Source organism: Belnapia arida (assembly GCF_016773205.1).
Taxonomy (GTDB): Bacteria; Pseudomonadota; Alphaproteobacteria; order Acetobacterales; family Acetobacteraceae; genus Belnapia; species Belnapia arida.
In genome coordinates this window covers 1,382,911-1,403,489 of record NZ_JAETWB010000001.1, presented here as the reverse complement: position 1 = coordinate 1,403,489, position 20,579 = coordinate 1,382,911, and the positions used below count along the sequence as shown (strand labels likewise).

Here is a 20,579-nt window from a genome sequence, read left to right as displayed (position 1 = left end):
CTGCTGATGGGTTCGCTGTTCGGCCTCTACCCCTTCCTGCTGAAGCTCTACGCCGACGGCGGATATCAAGGTGCCAAATTCCAGGCCGGATTGCGCACGGCCTGTCGCCAGATCGACGTTGAGATCGTCAAGCGATGCGGGCTGCGCTAGTTCGTCGTGCTGCCGAAGCGCTGGATTGTCGAGCGCACTATCGCCTGGCTCAATCGCTGCCGACGATTGGCCAAGGATTGGGAGTGCCTGAACCGCCGAGCGCTCGCCTTCCTGCGCTGGGCATCCGTCCGCCGCATGCTGCGAAGGCTATGTCAGAAAACCACATGATCCCGGATGGACTCTTAGGGCTGCAATATTGGGGGGAGGGGGTGTCGCGGTTCGGGCTGGATGATGGCGCAGCCATGGCAGTGATGGTGAAGTTTGCGGAAGGTGCTGCTGATGGCTACTCGGCATTCCCTTTCTCCAACCATGCTTTGAGCATGGGCGGGAGGGGCTTCGAGGTCATTCGGCAGAGGCGGGTCACTGGCCCGTCGCCGCCATGACCAGCCTCAAGCTCCACGAAGCCTCCGGTGGCATCGAGGCCATCGATGAGGTCCCAGACCGCAACGCGTAGTTGTGTGAGTTCCTGATCAACATCCTCAGCATATTGGATGAGTTCTTGCTCCTCAAGCTTGGGTTGCTCCTCGCTCATCGGGGCACTTTCCTCTCTCCATTCGCGCGGCGACAATGTTGCGCGCCAATCTCAACATGAAACACGCTTCGCCTCAGGCGGAACCCAAAGGTCCCGCCGCTGGTCGCTGCCCTGTTCCACCCGGCACCTCCCGCGCACTCCAGCCTGTACCCGATTTTCGTCGCCGATCCGCTATGAGCCTGTCGCCAATGTGAACGGACTCGCCGAGACCACCGCCCAGGCTGAACTGCGATTGTGATCAGTAACCGCGATAACCACGTCCGCCTGAATATCCGCCACTACCGTAGCTGCGGCTCGGTGCTGTCAGAGCACCGCCTGCGGCACCCACACCGCCACCAACAAGCGCACCTGTTGCAGCACTGCCACCCGTCAAGGCGCTCACGCCAGCACCCGCTCCTGCTCCAAGCAGGCCCCCAGAAACGGCGCGTCCGCCGGGGCTTGTGCCGCATGCCGTCAAGCTGAGTGAAACCAACCCAACGAGCAGCGCAGTCGTGAAGTTACGCTTCATGGTTATGCCTCCCTTGTGGATGCATGATTGAAACGCGGCAGCCCGGAAGAAGCCACCGCCGTAACCTTCACAATGCTGCACTTCGTCGAACCGACTTCCATGACTTTTTATGTGACGCGGCTGCACGCGCTCGGCTCAATCCCAATGAACACGGCGACCGCGGCTCGGCACCTGCGTTGCAGCATAGAGGTGCGCGCTATGCAAACACGTTTTCCCATCATCGTTCTTGTGGCCCTTCTTGGCACCCAGGCGTGGTCGCAGACGACCGAGACGCTACCGCCCATCGCTGGTCCCCCAGCAGCCCGACCACGCGCCGAGCCATACCCGGCCCAGCCTTGGTCACCGCCCACGGCGCCATACCAGGGACAGCTTGCACCGCCCGTTCCCTTCCAGCCTGAACCCAACCAGCGTCATTCGGTCCCAATGCCGCGTGCTTTCACAGCGCGAGAGTTACAGGCGAGGGACGAGCCGGTTCGAATGGGGTGGCGTACCACGATTGAGGCAGAGTTCGCCGATTGGTGGCGGCGGTATGGATGCTTTCCTCACCCCCGGCGGCATGAGGCGTGGTTCGACATGCTGGCTGGCAGGCTCGGCGCCACTACGCAACGGCAGCAGCATTCCCTCTACGGTTTGGTTATGGAGCGAGTGGAACTCCACGACGCGCCCCGAACCCAGTTCAGCGGGCTCCTGGGCGACACTGAGGACTGGGTGAACGATATGATGGGATGGCGGGCAGCAGGTGACCGCTTCTGCCCCCGCAGTTAGGCAAGCGCATCTGACATCTCTGAAAAGTGCTGCACCGATCCCGATGTCTGCTCCAAATGCGAACACCGCTCTGCACCGCGATGTCTCGCTTCCAACAGGGCTGCAAAGGCGTGCATCATCGATCTCTGGCCAAGCAAGAGAGGGAGAACGCCAGTGGCCGAAGCAGCGGGTGATGTGCTCATCTTGCCAACATCGCGTGGGCAGGCCAGGGCGAGGCGGATGGGGCGCGCCTAGGCTGGGAAGAGCCGCTGGTGCATTAGCCACCCCTGGGGAACCGATATCTTCAATGGCACCGCGGAGCAGGTCGTGGCGCACATGACGAAGCGGGTGGCCGAGCGGGAGGCTGCGGAAGCAGACGGCCGCCGCCCGAAAAGAGAGACATCAAACGGGGAGCGTGAGCGTTACCGTCCGGAAGAAAGGGGCCGTACATGGCGGCTCCGTCCGCGCTCACTGCTGCGTCGGCAGCGATGGAAGAAGCTATGGCCGAGGAAAGGGGCGATGCGGGGCGGGGCTGGTACGGGACGTGGTTCTGGCGCGGACTTGTCCTACTAGGGCTTGGCCTCGCGCTGGTTGCCCTTGGGGAGGTGCGGGTCATCTTCGCAGGTGCGGGAACTGCAACACCCGTCCTGGCCGACTACACCCTCTTGCTCCCGAACCTTTTAGCTATGCTAGGCTTCTTAAGCGCGCTGGTCGGCGCTGTGGTAGCGCCGGTCACCACCTGCGCCGCCTTACTGAATGTAGCCCGCAACCGGCGCACGGCATCTACGCCGAGCAACGCCCTCCCGAGCGGGGAGGACCGCGGCCAGATTGGCTAGGCCCGGCAGGGCAGGTCTGCAAATAGCTTGTGCCGACGCTCACCCCACCGTTGCGTTTCTATGAACGCGCAACCCCGTCTTCCCGTAGAAGACAACGAGAGGCAGGGCGCAAGCGCCCTGCCTTTATCCAGTGCTATGACGCGCGCCGCAGCGTCACCGTCGCTGCGGCATCACCAGAGCCAGATGTCGTATAGCTCAGTTCGTTCCCGTTGAGCGTCATGGCGCGGCGCTGAACGGCGCCTGCCCAGTTCGGGAAAGTCCCGTTCTCGATGCGCATGATAAGCGCCTTGCCGGCATCCTCGACCGAGTAGGTGCCAAAGAACGCGATGCTTCCCTGCACGATGGCACGGTTCTCTTCTGGCGTGGCCGACGCGCGGCTGTTGGAAGCGAGTTTCGGCAGGTCACTACGGACGATGATGAGTGCGAACCGGCCGTCGCTGCCGAACATGACCGTGCCGCTTGGATTCTCCCCCAGTGCGCCAGCATCGCGGCCCGGCCCAGCGGCGGTGATGGACACGAGGCGCCACGATCCCACGAGGTCTTGCGCCGCTTGCGCCTGCGCGGGCGCGCCTGATCCCAGCATGGCACAGACCGCGGCTGCACCAATGATGCGTCTCATCATGAGGTGTTCTCCTCTGGATGTACGGCAGGCTCGATGGAGGCGGGGCGCAGTGCGCTCCGCCCATTCTTCATACGAACGCGAAGTCGCTGATGTCCATCTGGTTGAGATTGGCGCCCGTCAGGGTGATGGTGTTCACACCCGCAGCGCCACCCGCGGCGACGCCGAGATCGATCACCACGTTGCCACCCGCGGCCGTCATGTTGGCCTGCACCTTGGCGAAGGTCAGGTCGAGTTCGGACAGGTCGATGCGATCTTCCTTGTCCTTCCAATCGACGATGACATCCTTGCCCGACGCAGCGCCGAACAGGATGATGTCGCTCCCCTTGCCGCCGGTTTGCCGATCATCCCCGGCGCCGCCGAACATCCAGTCGTTGCCTTCGCCACCATCCTGGGTGTCGTTGCCCGCCAGACCATAGAGATCGTCATTGCCGGCACCACCCAACTGGGTGTTGGCCGTCTCGCTGTCTACCACCAAGTCACGCCCGGCGCCGCCTTTGCCGGAGGTGCGGTTGTAGGACATGAAGGCATCATGATACACGATGGTATCAGTGTTCTTCATGATGAGTTCGGCGAAACTCGTGCCCTGGACCTCCTTGATGAGGTCTTGGTTGCCGCTGAAGCGATTTAGGTAGAAGTCCTTGTCGCCGTCACGGGTCCGCTCGAACTGATCATCGACGATCTTGTGGAAAGTCTCGCCGAGGATCGAGCCCTTGACGGCCTTCTCCAACAGGCCCGCGACCACGGAATCCACGTTGGCGATGTCGTTGCCGTAGATTTCCTTCAGCTTGGCCCGCACCTCAGCGCCGAGAGCGTTGCCGGCATTGTTCTGGCCGACGAACTGATCGACGTTGTTGTAGGTCTTCAGGCCGATGCCTTCGCGGAGGTCATTCAGGTTGCTGACGCCGTGGTCGCGCCCGCGCTGGATGTCGATGGCCTCCAGATCGACGGTGACCGGCTTGCCGTCAGGGCCGATGATGCCGAACAGGGCATTGCGGTTGCCATCGGCGACCTTGCCGTCGATCTCCTGGGTGATCCGCTGGGTCATGCCGCGCATGTAGGCGTCAAGCTGCTCGTTCTGTTGCGCGGAGGGGCCAGTGCGGTTGTTGCTGCCGAAGGCCGCGTTGCCACCGGCCCGACCGAAGGCGTCGGCCAGGGTCACCGACGTGGTGGCACCATTGTCGTCCACCAGCAGTTCGGTATTGCTCGACTGGTCATGGCCGAAGCGGAAGGCGATGTTGCCCCACTCGTTGGTGGCGCCAGGATTCACGCCCGCCTTGTAGCCCGAGTAGCCGCTGATCGAGCCGCCGAGCAGCTTGGGCAGGTACTCGTCATAGACGATGTGCTGCCACTGCGCTTCGTTGAGAGCGCGGGCGGCGTTGAACACTTCGTCCGCGGTCCAAGTCGGATGCTCGGCCTTCATCTCATCGGCGAGCCGGTTGTGCTCGCGGGCGAAGATGGTTTGCAGCGTCAGCAGCATCGGGGTCTGGTTGGCCCGCTGGTCGCCCGTGGCATAGGCATCAGTCGGCGGGGGGCCAAAACCACCCAGGCGGAGGATTCCGGCCGCAGCAGCGGGGTCTATTCGGGCATCGGCTGCGACATCGCCGACGGTCGGCAGCAGCTTGCCGTCACCTTCTACGAGCTTCGAGGTGTCCTGATTGTCGCGCAGCAGGTCGAGCATGGCCTGATTGCTGCCGTAAACCATGGAGAGATCGAGGAAGCTCGTCTCCTCGCTGATCTGCTGCCGGACATTGTTGTTGTCTGTGTTGGCGTCGGTACGGCCGAACACGAACGGTACGCCGTCGATCGAGATGCGATCCACATTGGGGACGCCAGCGCTCGACTTGATCTCGGCATTGGGGGCCGTGTTGACCGCACCCTGCGACATGTCGTGCGTGAGGAACTGGGCGAAGAACTGGAATTGCTCGTTGTGACCCGCGGCGCTCGGTGTCTCGCTGGTGCCGCCCGCCAGGAGCTTGTCGGAAATCTCCCGACCTTGTGGTGCCGTACCGTTGTAGTCGGTGAAGGTCGGTCCGAAGATCGGCGAGAATGGCCCGACCGGCTTCTCGGGCAGCAGCATCTTGCCCGCGCCCGGCACCGTGTCATCGTTGTCGGTGTACGAGTTGGGCGAGATGCGCAGATACTCGCTGAAAGCTTGGCCCCCAGCGTTGTTGCCGGCGCCATCTGGGGCGCGAACACTCACCTTGCCTGGATCAGCAGCGTAGGCCATGTCGGTCTCCCTGTGCTGTTCTTCTCGTAAAGCCCGCAGGTCAGGCGGGAGCCGGAGGGTGTTACAGAGCGTCGCCCGAAGCCAAGAGAATACGCTTTCCACACGGAAGCAACGGTTGCTTGCTAAATCAAAATTGACGCCATAAGAGACAGCGCGTCCATTCTGTTAAACGGACGCAATTGAATGAATGAAACAGTTGTCTATTAGGGCTAGCCAATAATATTCGATTTATAAGTGTTATAAAATGGTTTAGCCTTCATGAATCAAAGCGCTGTCGATGGTCGTTCAATATATGAACCATTTTCTGTAATGATCCGATATGTTACCTATATATAAATATGACATGTCGGTGAGTAAGGTGGCGTAACCGTTAGGAGCCACCATATACGGAAATCGTACTAAGATCGTTATTGCTCGTCGCGCGCAAGGATTTGGTGTCCACGAAGCAGCGCCTCTTTGCCAATTCTTGCTCAGCAGGAAAGGCATATATGCGGGCACCCAAGACCTGTTGCTAAGTCCTGAAAAGTCCAAAGAAAAGCCAACCCCTACGATGATCCCAGACAGCGGCGGCGACCACGCCGCCGGGCCGGGTCACGCCCATATTTCCCTGGTTGCGCGATGCGCGTCTGAGACGAAGTTCCGAACCAGCAGAGATAGTGCCTATCGAACCGATGTCTGTTTTGGTCTGACGATCTCGGACCACTTGCGCCAATATCCGAGCCAGACTCATCGCCGATGCTGCTGCCGCCATTCCCATGGTGGGACCCGCTCGCTCTCAGGCAGTATCCATAAGCCCTGCCGCGTGCGCCGCGCCCCACTCTCCAAGCCCAGCAGCACCGGGTCACGGCTGTACCGGCCGTAAACCCAAGCTGTTCCCTGTCGAACGATTTCCGCGTTCACGTCGATGCCGCCGACATAAACCCGAGCGACAGTGCGGCCATACCGGTCCGTGTCAACGACAATCACCCGCGCCTGCCGTCCAAAAGCGAGACTGGAGAGCGCCTGCTTCGCCCGAGTACCGAATGGCTGGCTGGACTCAGGAGCGTCGATCTCGGCAAGCCTGACCCGGACTTCTTCCCGCTCCGCAGTCAACACCGTAAGGGTATCACCATCCGTGATCCCAACCACCCGGCCAGCAAAGTCCGCGGCGTGCGGGATGCGACGGGTGCCCCCGGTGTCACCAACAATCCAGGGGCGCTCGGCAGTGGCCTCGATCACCATCTGCTTCAAAGTGGCAGCCGGTGGCCAGCGACCGAGCCCCCCACGGCGTCAAAGCGAGGCCAAAAACGCCCAGAGGAAGAAGAACCGGCAACTTCACCCGCCGCCAGAACCGGTGGAGCCTCATGGTCCGATCATGCCGTCGCCACATAGCGGCTTTCCGCCGCCTGACGCGTTGCGCTTCCTCCTCTGGATCGTCGTTGACCGGCTTGCGCCAATACCTCGGCAGAGCCGCCATTGGTCATTCCTGGTCTCTCAATGCGATACCGCAGTATATGCCAGATGACGACTTGACCTCAAGGGAGGTAGCCTCCAGGCGATAATGTAACCTTGGCTGGCCCATGTCCTCCGATTGGTACAACGAAAACGCATCCTCGGTCGTTGCCCGATACGAGGCCATTGATCCCTCTGCGCTCCACGCATGGCTACGAGCCTTATTGCCCGAAGCGCCGTCCACCGTGCTCGACATTGGTGCAGGAAGTGGCCGCGACGCTGGGTGGCTGGCTTCGCTCGGTTACGAAGTGGTTGCTGCCGAGCCTTCGGCGGCAATGCGCGAGGGGGCCATACGCCGTCATCCCAATCCGCGCATCCGTTGGATTGAAGACGCCCTGCCAAGCCTCGATGGCCTCGGCCGCTCTGGCCTGTCCTTCGACGCCATTCTGGTGAGCGCGGTTTGGCAGCATGTCCATCCGTCGCAACGCGCCCGTGCCTTCCGGAAATTGGCCTCGGTGCTCAAGCCCGGTGGCCTCCTCGCCATCACCCTCCGGCACGGCCCCGACCCGAGCGGCCGCGGCATGCATCCTGTGTCCCTTGAGGAAGTGGAGGCTCTTGCCCGAAACTACGGCTTAGCGGTCGTCCGCACCGTGCGGGCAGCGGACATGCAGGGCCGCCCGGAGGTGATATGGACGAAGGTGGCGCTGCGCCTGCCAGACGACGGCACGGGTGCCCTGCCTCTGCTCCGACATGTCATCCTCAACGACCTGAAGGCGTCCACCTACAAGCTTGGCCTATTGCGTGCCCTCTGCCGTGCTGCGGACGGCGCTGCCGGGATGGCACGGTACGACGGTGAGGAGTTCGTCGCCCTGCCGCTCGGCTTGGTGGCCCTGAACTGGCTCCGCCTTTACCTGCCCCTCGTCAGCGGGCGGCTGCCGCAGGCGCCGGGCAACGCCGGGCCGGATGGCCTCGGCTTTGCCGGTCCTGGCTTCCGTGCGCTGCTCGGCGGTGAGGTAGCCACGGCGGCCGACCTTCGGATTGGCGCTCGCTTCAATGGGGCGGCCGCGTCCGCTGTCCATGCGGCTATGAAGGAAGCTGCCAAGACGATCGCCGTTATGCCCGCCACCTACATGACCTTCCCAAACGGTGGTCCTGTGTTGCCAACCCAGTGGGGGCGACCGGGCGCTGCCCCGGATGCGATGCTTCTCGACGCCACCTACCTTGCCCGCTTCGGTGAGATGCGCGTACCGGTCCACCTCTGGCGCGCGATGCAACGTTTCGCCGTGTGGGTGGAACCAACATTGATCGCCGAATGGCTACGGCTGATGGGTGACTATGCGCGGCGGCAAGGTCGGGCATTGGACGCCGGGGCTGCGACTATCGCCATGGCATGGTCGGACCCCGAGCGCGATGTGGCAGTACCGCGCAGGATCGCGCTGGGCTTCGTCGAGGGCGGCCGCCCCCTCCACTGCGCATGGACGGGCCGGGCGCTGTCGGCGGGCACGCTCGACATCGACCACCTGTTCCCCTGGTCGGCTTGGCCGTGCGGAGACCTCTGGAACCTTCTGCCTGCCCATCGTGAGGTGAATCAGCGGCTCAAACGCGACCGCTTGCCGTCCGCGGTATCTCTGCTGCAAGCCGAGGAGCGTATCCTCCGCTGGTGGCGGACCGCCTATCTTACAGTAGGCGACGCATGGCTTCCCACCCGGTTCAGACACGAGGCGGGGGCCAGTTTGCCGGGGCTCCGGACCGAGGCGGCCGACGCCTGCGACCCGGACCAAGTGTTCCATGCCGTAGGCTTGCAACGGCTGCGCCTCCGCCATGACCAGCAGATGCCTGAATGGACGGCCTAGGCAAGCTTGTCGAAAGCGGTACGGGCACTGATCCCGGAAAGGTTGGAAAGGCTCGTGCTGTGGAACCGCTTCTGCACTGAGCACGGCACTGCACAGCGCAGCGTGCCGCCGTCGGCCACTGCGTCCAACGGCTAGGTGGTGGTATTCCCCTACAGCCGTGATGAGCAATCATAACGATCCAGCGTGTGAAGACGATCGCCTCTACCTCGGTTGGCTGGAGCCGCAGACATTAGCTTGCTTCCCCAACCCCCTGGTGTGTGGCGGCGCTCGTCAGGAGTGCGTTGCAGAAGTCCTGCTGATGCTCAACATCCTGAGCATCAGCTACACGCCGCTGGAGCAGTTCATCTATTGAGGAAGACCGCGGTGTCTCCACCGCGGTCAGTCACTCAGACGAAGATGTCGGTCCCGGCGGAGGTCGGGATGTAATAGGCCACGCCTTCGAGGTGGTACCAGTTGCTCAGGGTGTTCACCACGTTGTCCCGCTCCTCGACCGACGCCGTGTAGAAGTGCGTCCCAGTGTCGGGCTTGTAGAAGCGGAAGACGGCGGAATACCCCTCCTGCGGGCCGGTGCTCACGGTGAGCGCCGGACCCTCGTAGGTGTACCAGGGAGCGAGCTTGGCGATCACGCTGTCCCGCTCCTCGACCGACGCCGTGTAGAAATGCGTGCCGGTGTCTGGTTTGTAGAAGCGATACAGCGCGCTGGTGTTCTCCGCCCCGGGATCGGCCGAGTGGAAGGCCGGACCCTCGTAGGTGTACCAGGGAGCGAGCTTGGCGATCACGTTGTCCCGCTCCTCGACCGACCCCGTGTAGAAGTGGGTGCCGGTCTCGGGCTTGTAGAAGCGGAACACCAGCGGGTTGGCGAAGTGCAGCGATTCGACATTGGTCAGCACATCGGTGCCGTCGCGTCCCGCCTGGGTGTCGGTCACCGTCAACTGGCCATTGGCACCGGTCACCACATACTGCCCGCGGGTGCCCTGGTAGTAGGCCACATCGTAGTCGGCGCCACCGTCGATGGTGTCATTGCCCGCGCCGCCCGCGAGCTTGTCGTCGCCCGCCAGCCCGGAGAGCTTGTCGTTGCCGCCCCGGCCCCCGAGGGTATCGGGGCCAAGCCCGGTCGAGAGGATGTTGTCGCCGTTATCCCCGTAGTTGAAGCGCGGGAGGTAGGCGCCCGGGCCGGGGTTGTTCTCCCAAGCGTCCGGGGGCAGGGGAACGGGCGGGGTGACGACAGGCGGGGCAGTCTCCCGCCAGCCAATGGCCATCTCACCAGTGCCGCTGCCCTGCTTCACGTCGCCGACCTTGTAGGTCCCAGCGGCGGTCCCGTCGGTGCGCCAGAGTTGCGCCTCTTCGATGTCGGTCCAGAACAGCGCGGTACCGTCGCCCAAAGGCCGGAACCCATAGGGGTTGGAGTTGGCCGGGAAACCGTCATTCAGCCCTGGCGCGAGGTCGGCCACCATATGGGCGGTGAGCCCATCGGAGACGTAGAGTTCCCGGCCGAAGGCGGTGTTGATCGCGCTGAAGACCATCAGCCCGGGCTTCAGCAGCGCGAAGTTGGTGGGAGAGGACCCCTCGGGGCCGGGGTTGAGGAAGTCCACGACGCCGGTCCCCTCGGCCGTGCCGTCGGTGACCCAAAGCTCCATGTCGAAGGGCTCCAGCCCGCCGCCTGGATACCGGTAGCCGTAGTTCATGTTGTTGACGAAGAGTGCCCGCCCGTCGCCGAGGCTGACCATCTTGGAAGGCTCCGCATAGGCCCCGTCATAGGCGCTGTACCGCGGCGTGAGGTCGGCCACCTTGGTGACCTTATAGGCCCCCTCCCCGTAGTCGAAGACGGCCTTGAAGAGGTCCCGCCCAGGGACATCATCGAAGGTCCCATCGGCAAAAAACAGCGTGACGCCGGGCGCCACCAGGGTGAGGTCGCTGGGGTTGCTGCCGCTGCCGTGGTTATTCACATCGGCAAGAAAGTAGTCGCGCACGCCGTCGGTGTAGAAAAGCTCGCGCCCGTAGGCGGATTCGGCGGTGAACACGGCATGGCCGAGATGGATATCAGCGGTATTGAGAAAGCCCTGCGGGTCAATGGTCCCCCATTCCCAGTCGTGGTTCTCCAGCGGCTTGGTGCCCTCCACCGTGCCATCGGTAACCCAGGGCTCGGTCCGACCATCGGGACCGGTCGCGCTGAACAGCACCTTGAAGGTGCGATCCACGCCATCCTTGTCGGGCGTCAGCAGGGTGAGGCCTGTGGGGTTGCTGCCCTCGACGCCGGGGATGATGTCCATGAGCCGCTTGGTACCGGCTTCGGTGCCATCGGTGACGTAAAGCTCCCGGCCACCGCCCGAGCTATCCCCGGTGGAGACGGCCCGGCCGCCCGGCAGCGCGACGAAATCCCGCGGGTTCGTGGACCCGCCGCTCTGCGCCGGGGTGAGGTCGTTGAGCAGCACCGTGCCCTCGGGGGTGCCGTCGGTGATCCAGGCCTCGCGCCAATGGCCGAAGGTGTAGGCGGAGAAGATCACCCGCCCGTCGTCGAGGGTGGTGAACTCGGAGGGGGTGGAGCTTTCCGCCGGGTTGTTGCCACCCACACCCGTGTGAATGTCCAACAGCAGCCGGGCATTGGAGCCGTCGGGATTGCTGGTCCAGAGTTCCTGGCCGCGCTCGCTGTAGGCGGAGTAAACGACATACGGAATTGGCATAAGACCCCACGGTGCGAAACGTTCTAATTTCGTATAACGAAAATATTGTTATGTCGGAACATAGTGTACGAGTTGTAGCCGTAACAAAACTGATATTTACTTGTGGTAGTCATTCGCCCGCGATTTACGCTCCGAAGTTGATTTCAGACATTCTAATCGGTGTTGTTGTAGAGCGGATATGAAGAAGTATTGTGAAGTTCAAATCACCTATGGGGCTGGCAAAGTTGCTGAATCCTACCGCCCACGCCATCAATGGTAACATCAACCTCGATGGCGGAGCGCATCAACATGAATAAGGGGACTATGACAAGATAGTCTCTGGTGACTGGCAATCTGCTGTGCCGTATGCTTAAATTCGGAACGGCTTCTTTTTAGTGCTACTAATCTACAATGCTTGCGCCCAGACACGTACGTTGCAAGCTTAGGTTCCATTCAGGCCGCGATTTCCTCGCCGTCATCCCCGTCGCCATCCTCCGTGTCGTTCAGGTCATCAGCCTGAAGTCGGCGGTGACGGCGGGTTGCGCCATACAGGCGCGCCAGGGCGGTTTGCGGATCGGTCGCCAGTACCTTGACCCCGTTCGCAGCAAGGCCCTTTAGGAGTGCGGCCTGGGCGCCCGCGGGCGGAGCCTCGTTCTTCGGCCCGGCGCACTGTTCGAGCACCCATAGTCCGCCGCCAATCCGGTGCAGCGCTACCAAGAGGCGCAGTTCGTCTGCGACGAGGTAGACGCCTGATCCGTCGATGAGGCGCAGATGGTGCTCAGCCGCTCCCCAGTGGTGCAGCGCCAGACAATTTTGAAATTCCCTGCCGAGACGCTGAAGTTCGTCAGTGCTAGTGATCAGCCGGTACGGCGCCGGCACTTCAAAACCGGGATCGGGTGCTGGGATTTGCCCAAGCGCTCTCGTCAGCCGCCGCACCAGGGCCGGCAGCCCAGACCTCGGCGGAAGGCGAAGGTCGTTCTCTCCGACTGCCCCGTACGCCCGCAGGAATGCCACTAAACTGTCGGCGAACTCGGCGTGGTATTGGTCACGCAGTGTGGCGAAGATCGCTGCCACCTCGGGGTCCATACCGGACAGTGCTTCACAGTAGGTGAGGCAGGCATCGTCGATCGCCTTGGCTTCGAGCATGGCATCGGCGAACGGACCGGCGGCGACTTTGCCAACCCTTCGGTAAAACTCTTGGCCGCGGACACGATCGCCCACGCGGTCGAGGGCGCGATAGAGGCGCGACGGACTCCCCGGCAACGCAGCAGCGAGGAGATCGCGCGGGTCGCTGTCATTGATCAGACCAGCAACCTCGGCTTCGGGTCGGCACGCATCAGGTGCAAGATGGAGGAACGCCCCGATCGAATGCACGGCCTCGCGGGGCGCCACGATCAACCGGGCGATAAGGATTGGCCTCACTCGGATCAGGGCAGCCATTCGGCCTGCATGCTCGCCGAACGCCAGCAAGAGAGGAGCGCGTTCACGCGGAGGCTGGTCGTTTTCGTCGGTCATGCATCTTGCGTAGCCGAAAACCGGAATCTGGCAATGAAATCAGGGTCACGCTCTTGCGATGCCGTCGCGCCTAGTCGGAGCGACCGCTGTCGCTGCGCGGCTGACTAGCCTGCCCGCAGCAGGATGAGACCCGTTGAGGCAAGGGAAGGCAGCGCCATGGTCGCCGCAAGGTTGACCGAACCGGTTGGCTGTGCCGACATAGTAAGCTGGGATGGGCTCGTTAACGCCGCCCGAATGCAGTGATCTTTGTGCTGGCTTACGGGATCGGCGGGCGAGGTCATGTCTGCGACACCGTTGCGGCCGTCCCGTGGCTTGAGGTTGTGCTGGCAGCGGTCGGCCTGCCGGTGCTGACTGCGCGCGTCGTTGGAACAGCGCGGGCCGTTGCGACTGCCTTGTAGCCGGAGCGAACGGGGTGAGTGTCGGGACCCGCTTCGTAGCCACTCTCAAACTGAGGTTCACTTTGAACATGTCGTGGCTCTGATTGCCGTGCAGGCGATGAATACCGTGTACACCGGGCTGTTTCACCGCGGTTGGCGTGATGCGCCACATCGGGTTCTGCGCTTGCGCATTCCGGTACGGAGAAGCTCATGAGCCATGTCGTTGTTGAGTTCGACTGGCTAGATGGGACGCGAACGCCAGTTCTCCGCTTCGGGACCGCGATGTGCGATCAAACGGTCGCCCGAGCCATCGGGGCTATGGCGCTCGAGGCGGAGGGTCCGCTGGTGGAGTGACCGAAGCGCGGTCGGCGGCTGAGGTTGGGACGAAACCCGTCGAAAGTGCCCTTTGGCAGGGCGGACCCTGCAGCCTCGCCATGACGGCCGTGGTCATCGTCTACCAGCCCGAGGAGGTACGCACCCGCATCCGTTCAGCGTTCGAAGGGCGGGCTGCAGTCTAGCATCGAGCATGGCCTTACTATCCCGATCGCCTTTCCGATCGGCAGTGGTCGTAAACCAATCTGATATTTGTGCCGCTTACATCGCCTCGGATCGTCATGACCCAACGCTGCCCGCCAGCCCTCCCCGCGTCCCGACCACCGCTCCGCCGTCGGTCCGGATGCCCAACGCAGCCCAATGTCGAAGACTGCGGGGCGCTCATCTCGAAGGACTCTCTGCCGGTTCTCTCGGGAGACCATGCCACCGCTGAAAATTCCTGGCGCGGTAAGGGAGTTGCTGCTTGTCATTCGGATTTCGCTAGTCAGCACCACCAAAGCCGAAACATGGCGGCGTCACCCTGATCTTCGAACCAGAGGACATTCGCCCGCCGCGGCGTTAGCCAATTGTTGAGCGTCAGCCGGTCGGTGTCGAGCCAGCGCCAGCCTAGTTGCGTCGGTTGTTGGGCGTTCTGACGCAGCCACGCGCGCACGTCCAACCGCAATGCGCCAGGGCGGACACCAAGCAGCGCTTTATCAATCTCGATCATCCACCCGAACGGCGGGCGCTCATTATAGTAGACCATGAACCTGCGCCTACCCTGCTTGTCCCCGAGCATGCACACGCCGATCACCTCGACCGGGATGGCGAGCTTGCGGCTGACCTCCGTGGTGACCCGCTGGGTGAGGCGCGACACTATTGCTGCGTCCGTCATGCAAAGCGCGGTCAACACGGGCAACTGTGTATCGACGCGACCACGCTCCCAAATGCACCAGCTACGACCGCGCGCTATGGCAGACATCTTCATCCCCGCGCCGGCACCGCCACCACCGGTTCCGGTTCCTCCACCGCCAGACAGAATTCGTAGATGTCCCGCGCGGTCTGCTTGTCCTCCATGTCGTTCAGATTCATGATGTCGAAGATGCGGCGCTGCCTGAGATCGAACAGGGCAGAGTGCTGCCGGCCATATGATGCACCGTGGTAGACTTCCCACATGGTGGTAGGCGCCCATGCGGTTGCCAGAGCATGCGCGGCGTTGATCATCTGATGGCAGCACTGAGGGACAACCCACCAGCGCGGCTGCTTGGGCGTCATGGTGTGATCCCGCAGCATGCGGAAAGCGAGGCGGATCAAATCCGCCTTGGTGCGGGGGAGGAGATCAGGCCCGTCGAGGATGCAGCGGACGGCTTCGTAGTACCGCAGGGTATCGGTTGCCTCCATGGAGAGGCGCAAATGCTCGCGCTGTGCGGCCGGGGAGGTGAGGGCGTAGAAGGCGGATTCCTTGAAGGGATCGAACCGCGCGGTCGCGCTGGTATCCTCCATGATGTCGTTCACCGCCTGCTGCCACGCCTGACGAACGGAGCGATACCGGCGGAGGAGAGGCAGCAACTCTGCCTCCCAAATGTCAGCGACGGGAACGAGGGACCAGCCTTCATTCCCCGCCGCCGCTAGGCTTTCGGGGGTGATGGGAAAGCGGAGAATCATGTGTTGCTCGCTGGCTAGAAGTTCGCTGGCGGCGCCGGGGGGCGAAGCGACAGCGCTTCGGTCGTTGGCGGAAGCGGCTGCGCTCCGGTGCGGCTTCGTATAGCGAGCGGTTCACTTGAAAGGAACAACATTGTTTACTTGAAATTCAGGTTCGAACGGAAAGCGCACTTGTGCCATATACAGCCGCCGCGCAGCAGGTCGGCGGTGCCGAACGCGCGGGCGCCATTCACTGTTGCGGCGAAATGCAATCCGATCTGACGTGCCGATATCGCAGTGCATGACACGACCTGACATGCTTGCGTCGTGGGACCTGATGCGACCTGACATGCTTGCATCGCGGCGGAATCGCGGGGTGCATGACGACGTGGGTCTCGTGCCCGCGACTGCTGGCATCTCGCAGGCTGCGTCGAGACCGAAGGTCGAGGCGCAGCCTCACTACCTGACAGGCCATGATTGCGGAGCGGCGAAGCCGACATGTTGGCGACCTATGGGGCGAGGCCGTATGCCGAGATCATCGGACGCGCGTTTGCGCGTCCAGCCTTCTTGGGACAGCTACAAGGGACTGCGCGACAAGCTGGTCGCTGATGGAAAGCTCGCGCCAGGAGACCAGCTTAATGCACTCCGGTTCGCCGAGGACGTGCCGTTCGAAAGCCCGAGCGCCGCGGCCACGGTGGTCTACACAGGTAACCAAAACGGACGCGAGGCGTGGCGGCTAAAGGGCACTGGGCAGACCTACAAACAATGGCAGGAGGCGAAGATCGAGTCGTCATCCCTGGAACAGACCTGACCTCCGGGGTGCCCCCCACTGCACACTCCTACCCATTTGGCTTTCAACGCCTACCTAGATGGTTGGCAGCCAGGGGTGATCCACGCCGGTCGCGTGTACGGGATCGATGCTTGGGGCCATGCCGGGGCTGATGCTCGGGCCATGCTGAGGACAATGCTGGCGCCGTCCGCCGCTTGATTGCCAGCAGCCCGGCTCGGACAACAGGGCGGCCAAATATTTGCCTCGGCAAACACGCCAAAAGCCATCCGCGAGGATATCCCATGCGCTACCGCGAGATCGTACAACGCCAGCTACTATCGCCACCCACCCACTCGTCGCCGATGTCATCCTCGATCCGACTGACTTTGATAGGTTTGAGCAGGCCATAGAGAACCGGCAGGATGTCCGGCTTCTCGCCCGGATCGATAGGATGGCCGGTGCATCGTCCATCTTAGGTGTTTGTTGGCAGCGCTGAGGCAGACTATTCAGACTGCGTTGGGCTAATGAGTTAAGCGTCGTCGTCGAGCGTGAAACCGATCTTGAGCGTCACTTGGTAGTGCCCGACCTTTCCGTCCTTCACCTCGCCGCGGACTTGGACCACCTCGAACCATTTGACGTTGCGGACAGTGGTGGTGACCCGCGTGATCGCGTTCTGAATCGCATCGGAAACGCTGGTACCAGAGGTACCGACAAGCTCCACGAGTTTGTAGACATGCTCGGTCATAAGGGGGTTCTCCCGCACTCCGCGTCGGTCAGCCCAGGGGGCGCCCACCAATCCTGCGCCCTCCAGAGCGCGCGGCACAAGCGGCACCTTTATTGTTAGCTGCTCGTGATCTTCACGGTGAAGGTCTTGGAGAAGACTGACCAAGCCCAGCGCAATGCTAACCACAAGGCGCATCGCGCCGGGGAGGGGAGGGCTCGCAGCTTTCGCAGTTCAAGCAAGCCTGCTGGCCTGCATGGATACCTTCATAGTCGATCCGCGGACCGATTATTCATTCTACCGGATGACCCGCGCTGCCTGGGCTGCGCCGTTCGCGCACCGCACTTCGGCAAAGCATGGCACCCGCGCCTTCAATCAGCGGGCCGAAGCCTTGATGCGGCAGATCGTCCAGTTGAACGACAGCGAGCCCGATACTTCCTGATCGGCACCCTACAGGGCATCCGGGAAAAGCTCGCCAAGGTCCGGTATGGGTAGGATGCCAGCGGCGCTGCCGGCCTTGAGCACCCAGACCCGAGCACAATTGGGGGCCATCCTCACAGCGATGGACGCTCACCCAGCGGCACGGCCCCAGATCGCGGAGCGGCTGTTCGCGAACATCCGGCGGTAGAACCAGATCGCCCGAACGGACAACACCACCACGGGCAACAGCCGGACCGCGCTCCGGCAGGCCGCGAATGCCGACGATCGGCGCGGCGATGGGCTGATATCCTCAGTGGTCGTGGATGCCCTCACGGGCAGCCCCGGCATCGCCACCAGGCTCAATCTGGCCCGCAACGTTCTGGGGAGCGGGTTCCGGGCCTTGGGTCAGCGGATGACCGCGGCCTGCGATGCCCAGCGATGATACGCCGCCTGCTTCTCCGCATTGCTGGTATGGACGCGCTGCCGACCCGGCTTCCCCTTACTGGCGCTCAACACCGACCCGCTAAGAGGCTCCGGCACGGGGCAGCCTGGGAACTGCTCATGAATGGAACCCGGCCGTGCCGCGGTCGGGAACAATGATGTGTTTGGGATGAGGGTCGTCGGGGTTCCGGGTGCTGATCCGCCGGATGCGAGCCTCCTCGGCTGCGCCGACCGCCTCGGCCTCGGCCCTGGTGCGAAAGCCGGTCGAGAACTCCGCCACCTCCGATGCTTGCCGGCCAACCCGCACCTTGCCGCGGCAGTGCCAGACCTCACCGCGTTTCCGTTAATAGAGAATCATGGTCGGTCAGGCCGTCGCCGACATCTCCATGGTCTGTCTGCCGGCTGCGACCGTCGTCGATCCTCGCCGACCACCCGGCAGCGACCTGTAGAGGGTGGAAGGCGCGCAGCCGACCTGTCGGGCGATCTCCGCCATCGACAGGTTGCCGTTGACCGTGAGGGTTTGCGCGATCGTCAGCTTAGTCTGGTTAAGGGTACGGGGCCGACCGCCGATACGGCCGCGCAAACGGCTGGCCCGCAGCCTGGTGCTACCCGACGCTAGATGGGTTCCAACCGTAGAGGTGAGAGAAGTCGATCCCGGGATAACGCAACAGCGCTAGCGTTTTGACCGCCTCGCGCGGCGGCGGCCCCTGGTCGTAGCGCCGCTCGCCCTCGCCGCCGCGATTCTCCTCCTGCTCCATGCCGCCGCCACCCCAGCCAAACATATAGTTGACATGGCGCTGCTGCTGCTTGTCCGTGATGACGCCGCGCAGTCGCGTGTTAGCGTTATGGCGGAGCGCGTGGCCATCCATGCCTTCGCGGTAGAGGCCGATGCGGCGCCGATAGTAGCGGAACGCGCTGGTGAAGCGTGGCCCCCGCCTGCCGTCGCGGCCCTGCGGCAGTAGGTCCGGAAACACCGGATCGCCCGGGTTCGGCGCTCGCCACCGCACGTATTCGAGGAAGCCCATCCGCAGCAGTTCCGGGTGGACCGGCACCTTCCGCTTGGAGGGCTTGGTCTTGAGCCGCCGCTTGTGGCCGTCCGCCCGCTCGTGGTGCTCGCGGATGTCGAAGTAGGGAGTCCCACAGTCGTCCTTGATGTCCCTCGCGTAGAGGTCCGCCATCTCCTCCAAGCGGGCGCCCTCGAACTGCTCCATCAGTGGCAGCCAGAACAGCGCGTCGCGGAGGATTTGCTTCCCCGGTCGCCAGCGGTGCCGGGGATCGCAGCCCTGGTAGAGCGGCGACATGGACAGCGCCTTCAAATCGGCGTCCGGCCAGGGTTCGCGCTGATCGCGCTCGCCCTCGACCTCCCCGAATTCGTGCCGCTTGAACATCTCGTCGTGTTCAGCGAGGCGGAGGAGTTGCGGCCGGTGATTGACCCCGAACAGGAAGAACGCGGACAACTCCGACACCTGCCGCTGGACCGTGACCTCCTTCAACCTCGGTACGGCCTTGCCCGTCCTCTCCGCCTTGTCGTCCGCCTTCTTTATGAGGTCGGCGGGCGTCCGGTCGCGCTCGTTCGGCGGCTTGCCGTGGTGCTTCGGGAGGCGCCGGAGCGCGTCGGTGAAGCCCAGGATGTCACCGCGCTCGTAGGAACGGAGCGGCCTGTCCCCGGCCACCGCAATGAAGCGACGCGCCGTGCCGCACGCCTGATCCGCCATCCTGAGCGGATACCCCTTCTTCTCGCGGTGGGCCTTGAACTCCACAAGAACCACCGACGCCAGCGGCTCGGCGGGGGAGGGCGCCGCCTCTGCCTCCTTGACGGGAACAGCCTCCTGCGCCGCCGTCGTTGGAACGACCTCCGGCGCCATCGCGGGGATGGCCTGCCTCGTTGCCATCGAGGGAGAGGGGGCAATAGGGGAGGGCGGCACGGCCGCCTGCACCGACTTGACCGGAACTGGTTCCGCCGCCGCTTTGGCCGCCGTCGGGAACATCTCTCCGGCCAGAAACGCCATCGCCCGCTCGGCCGCGATAGTTAATTCGGGAGAGGCGGCCCGGAGGAGTCGCGTCCGTGGTGCCGCGTCGCCCCCGAAGGCTCGTTCCAGCGCTAGCGCACGCCGAATCGCCGCCCCGGTTCCCGGCCCATCCATGCGCGCCCGCGACTCGACCACCGCCACGGCGGCCTCCATCTCGGCTGCTATCTCCGAGGCCGTCTGCCCCATGGTCAGCCGCGCCATGAGTTCCGCGAGCCGGGAGGGCTGCGCCGTCTCCATCATCGTCATGAACACCTTCTCGAACGCCTCATCGGCGACCACTGCCAGATGTTCGGCTTCCCGGTAGCGCCGCGTCCCCAAGCTGATCGCCATCTCGGCGCCGCGCCTCTGCCCCGGCAGGCGTCGCCGCCAGTAGAAGATACCATTGCGCTTACGGGTCAGGTGCAAAGCGGAATGATGGTGGGAACGTGGTGGGGGAGTCGCGTGCAAGGATGCCTCGCTGGTCGGCGAGGACCGAAAAGATCACGCGAAATCAACAGAATGGCTCCGGCGGTTGGATTCGAACCAACGACCAACGGATTAACAGTCCGCTGCGCTACCGCTGCGCCACGCCGGATCAGCCAGTGGGCGGCGCCTATAGCAGGGCACCGCCGATCATGAAAGCCCCCATGAGAGCCACGTTGGAGGTCCGGGGCGGAATTGAACCGCCGTAGCAGGTTTTGCAGACCTGTGCCTGACCACTCGGCCACCGGACCGCCGAGGCAACCCCCGTGCGTCGCGCCTCTTTGGCGCCACAGCGCCGGCAGGTCAAGCGTGCGCCGCAACACGGCCG

Annotated in this window: 15 protein-coding genes, 2 tRNA genes and 1 pseudogene; 5 read left to right on the top strand and 13 right to left on the bottom strand. The window is 63.4% G+C overall.

Features of this window, described 5'->3' with window-relative positions; genetic code table 11:
- Positions 1 to 318: pseudogene (locus tag JMJ56_RS33700) on the top strand (transposase); the annotation flags it as partial.
- Between the two features lie 115 nt (positions 319 to 433).
- On the opposite strand, the gene JMJ56_RS06920 reads toward JMJ56_RS33700, so the two are convergent.
- The 4 genes from JMJ56_RS06920 to JMJ56_RS06905 all read right to left on the bottom strand — a co-directional run bounded on the left by JMJ56_RS06920 (position 434) and on the right by JMJ56_RS06905 (position 6,840).
- Entirely contained in the window at positions 434 to 682 is a 249-nt protein-coding gene (locus tag JMJ56_RS06920; protein WP_202830815.1) for a hypothetical protein, read from the bottom strand.
- 2,221 nt (positions 683 to 2,903) lie between these two features.
- Positions 2,904 to 3,392, bottom strand: coding sequence for a lipocalin-like domain-containing protein (locus JMJ56_RS06915; protein WP_202830814.1), 489 nt, complete (start codon positions 3,390 to 3,392; stop codon positions 2,904 to 2,906).
- A gap of 67 nt (positions 3,393 to 3,459) precedes the next feature.
- Positions 3,460 to 5,619: a peroxidase family protein gene (locus tag JMJ56_RS06910; RefSeq protein ID WP_202830813.1), complete on the bottom strand. Its 2,160-nt coding sequence runs from the start codon at positions 5,617 to 5,619 to the stop codon at positions 3,460 to 3,462.
- A 726-nt stretch (positions 5,620 to 6,345) separates the two neighbouring features.
- On the bottom strand, positions 6,346 to 6,840 hold the full coding sequence (locus JMJ56_RS06905; RefSeq protein ID WP_202830904.1) for a thermonuclease family protein: 495 nt from the start codon (positions 6,838 to 6,840) through the stop codon (positions 6,346 to 6,348).
- Positions 6,841 to 7,178: 338 nt separating this feature from the next.
- On the opposite strand from JMJ56_RS06905, the gene JMJ56_RS06900 reads away from it, so the two are divergent.
- Together JMJ56_RS06900 and JMJ56_RS06895 are read left to right on the top strand one after the other, a co-directional pair.
- On the top strand, positions 7,179 to 8,903 hold the full coding sequence (locus JMJ56_RS06900; RefSeq protein ID WP_202830812.1) for a class I SAM-dependent methyltransferase: 1,725 nt from the start codon (positions 7,179 to 7,181) through the stop codon (positions 8,901 to 8,903).
- Positions 8,904 to 9,063: 160 nt separating this feature from the next.
- Complete coding sequence (locus JMJ56_RS06895) at positions 9,064 to 9,255, top strand: hypothetical protein (RefSeq protein ID WP_202830811.1); 192 nt, start codon at positions 9,064 to 9,066, stop codon at positions 9,253 to 9,255.
- A gap of 34 nt (positions 9,256 to 9,289) precedes the next feature.
- Here JMJ56_RS06895 and JMJ56_RS06890 read toward each other — a convergent pair whose 3' ends face one another.
- The 4 genes from JMJ56_RS06890 to JMJ56_RS06875 all read right to left on the bottom strand — a co-directional run bounded on the left by JMJ56_RS06890 (position 9,290) and on the right by JMJ56_RS06875 (position 15,336).
- Positions 9,290 to 11,584 carry a hypothetical protein gene (locus JMJ56_RS06890; RefSeq protein WP_202830810.1) on the bottom strand — a complete coding sequence of 765 codons (2,295 nt, stop codon included), beginning with the start codon at positions 11,582 to 11,584 and terminating at the stop codon, positions 9,290 to 9,292.
- Positions 11,585 to 12,016: 432 nt separating this feature from the next.
- Complete coding sequence (locus JMJ56_RS06885; protein ID WP_202830809.1) at positions 12,017 to 13,078, bottom strand: hypothetical protein; 1,062 nt, start codon at positions 13,076 to 13,078, stop codon at positions 12,017 to 12,019.
- Between the two features lie 1,194 nt (positions 13,079 to 14,272).
- A complete protein-coding gene (locus tag JMJ56_RS06880) occupies positions 14,273 to 14,644 on the bottom strand; it encodes a hypothetical protein (RefSeq protein WP_202830808.1) in 372 nt (123 codons plus the stop codon).
- Between the two features lie 107 nt (positions 14,645 to 14,751).
- On the bottom strand, positions 14,752 to 15,336 hold the full coding sequence (locus tag JMJ56_RS06875; RefSeq protein WP_202830807.1) for a hypothetical protein: 585 nt from the start codon (positions 15,334 to 15,336) through the stop codon (positions 14,752 to 14,754).
- 622 nt (positions 15,337 to 15,958) lie between these two features.
- On the opposite strand from JMJ56_RS06875, the gene JMJ56_RS06870 reads away from it, so the two are divergent.
- Positions 15,959 to 16,219: a DUF4357 domain-containing protein gene (locus JMJ56_RS06870; RefSeq protein WP_236037433.1), complete on the top strand. Its 261-nt coding sequence runs from the start codon at positions 15,959 to 15,961 to the stop codon at positions 16,217 to 16,219.
- Positions 16,220 to 16,706: 487 nt separating this feature from the next.
- Here JMJ56_RS06870 and JMJ56_RS06865 read toward each other — a convergent pair whose 3' ends face one another.
- On the bottom strand, positions 16,707 to 16,922 hold the full coding sequence (locus JMJ56_RS06865) for a dodecin (protein WP_202830805.1): 216 nt from the start codon (positions 16,920 to 16,922) through the stop codon (positions 16,707 to 16,709).
- Positions 16,923 to 17,154: 232 nt separating this feature from the next.
- Here JMJ56_RS06865 and JMJ56_RS06860 point away from each other — a divergent pair, with 232 nt between their 5' ends.
- The gene (locus JMJ56_RS06860; protein ID WP_202830804.1) at positions 17,155 to 17,340 is read left to right on the top strand and encodes a hypothetical protein; all 186 of its coding nucleotides are present in this window, start codon (positions 17,155 to 17,157) and stop codon (positions 17,338 to 17,340) included.
- Between the two features lie 783 nt (positions 17,341 to 18,123).
- Here JMJ56_RS06860 and JMJ56_RS35460 read toward each other — a convergent pair.
- From JMJ56_RS35460 to JMJ56_RS06840, 4 genes are all read right to left on the bottom strand, one after another.
- Positions 18,124 to 18,342 carry a helix-turn-helix domain-containing protein gene (locus JMJ56_RS35460; protein ID WP_202830803.1) on the bottom strand — a complete coding sequence of 73 codons (219 nt, stop codon included), beginning with the start codon at positions 18,340 to 18,342 and terminating at the stop codon, positions 18,124 to 18,126.
- Between the two features lie 22 nt (positions 18,343 to 18,364).
- Positions 18,365 to 20,194 (bottom strand): DUF6538 domain-containing protein, encoded by a 1,830-nt coding sequence (locus JMJ56_RS06850; RefSeq protein WP_328702290.1) that lies wholly within the window; start codon positions 20,192 to 20,194, stop codon positions 18,365 to 18,367.
- A gap of 94 nt (positions 20,195 to 20,288) precedes the next feature.
- A tRNA-Asn gene (locus tag JMJ56_RS06845) sits at positions 20,289 to 20,363 on the bottom strand.
- Between the two features lie 65 nt (positions 20,364 to 20,428).
- A tRNA-Cys gene (locus JMJ56_RS06840) sits at positions 20,429 to 20,502 on the bottom strand.
- Positions 20,503 to 20,579 lie beyond the last annotated feature (77 nt).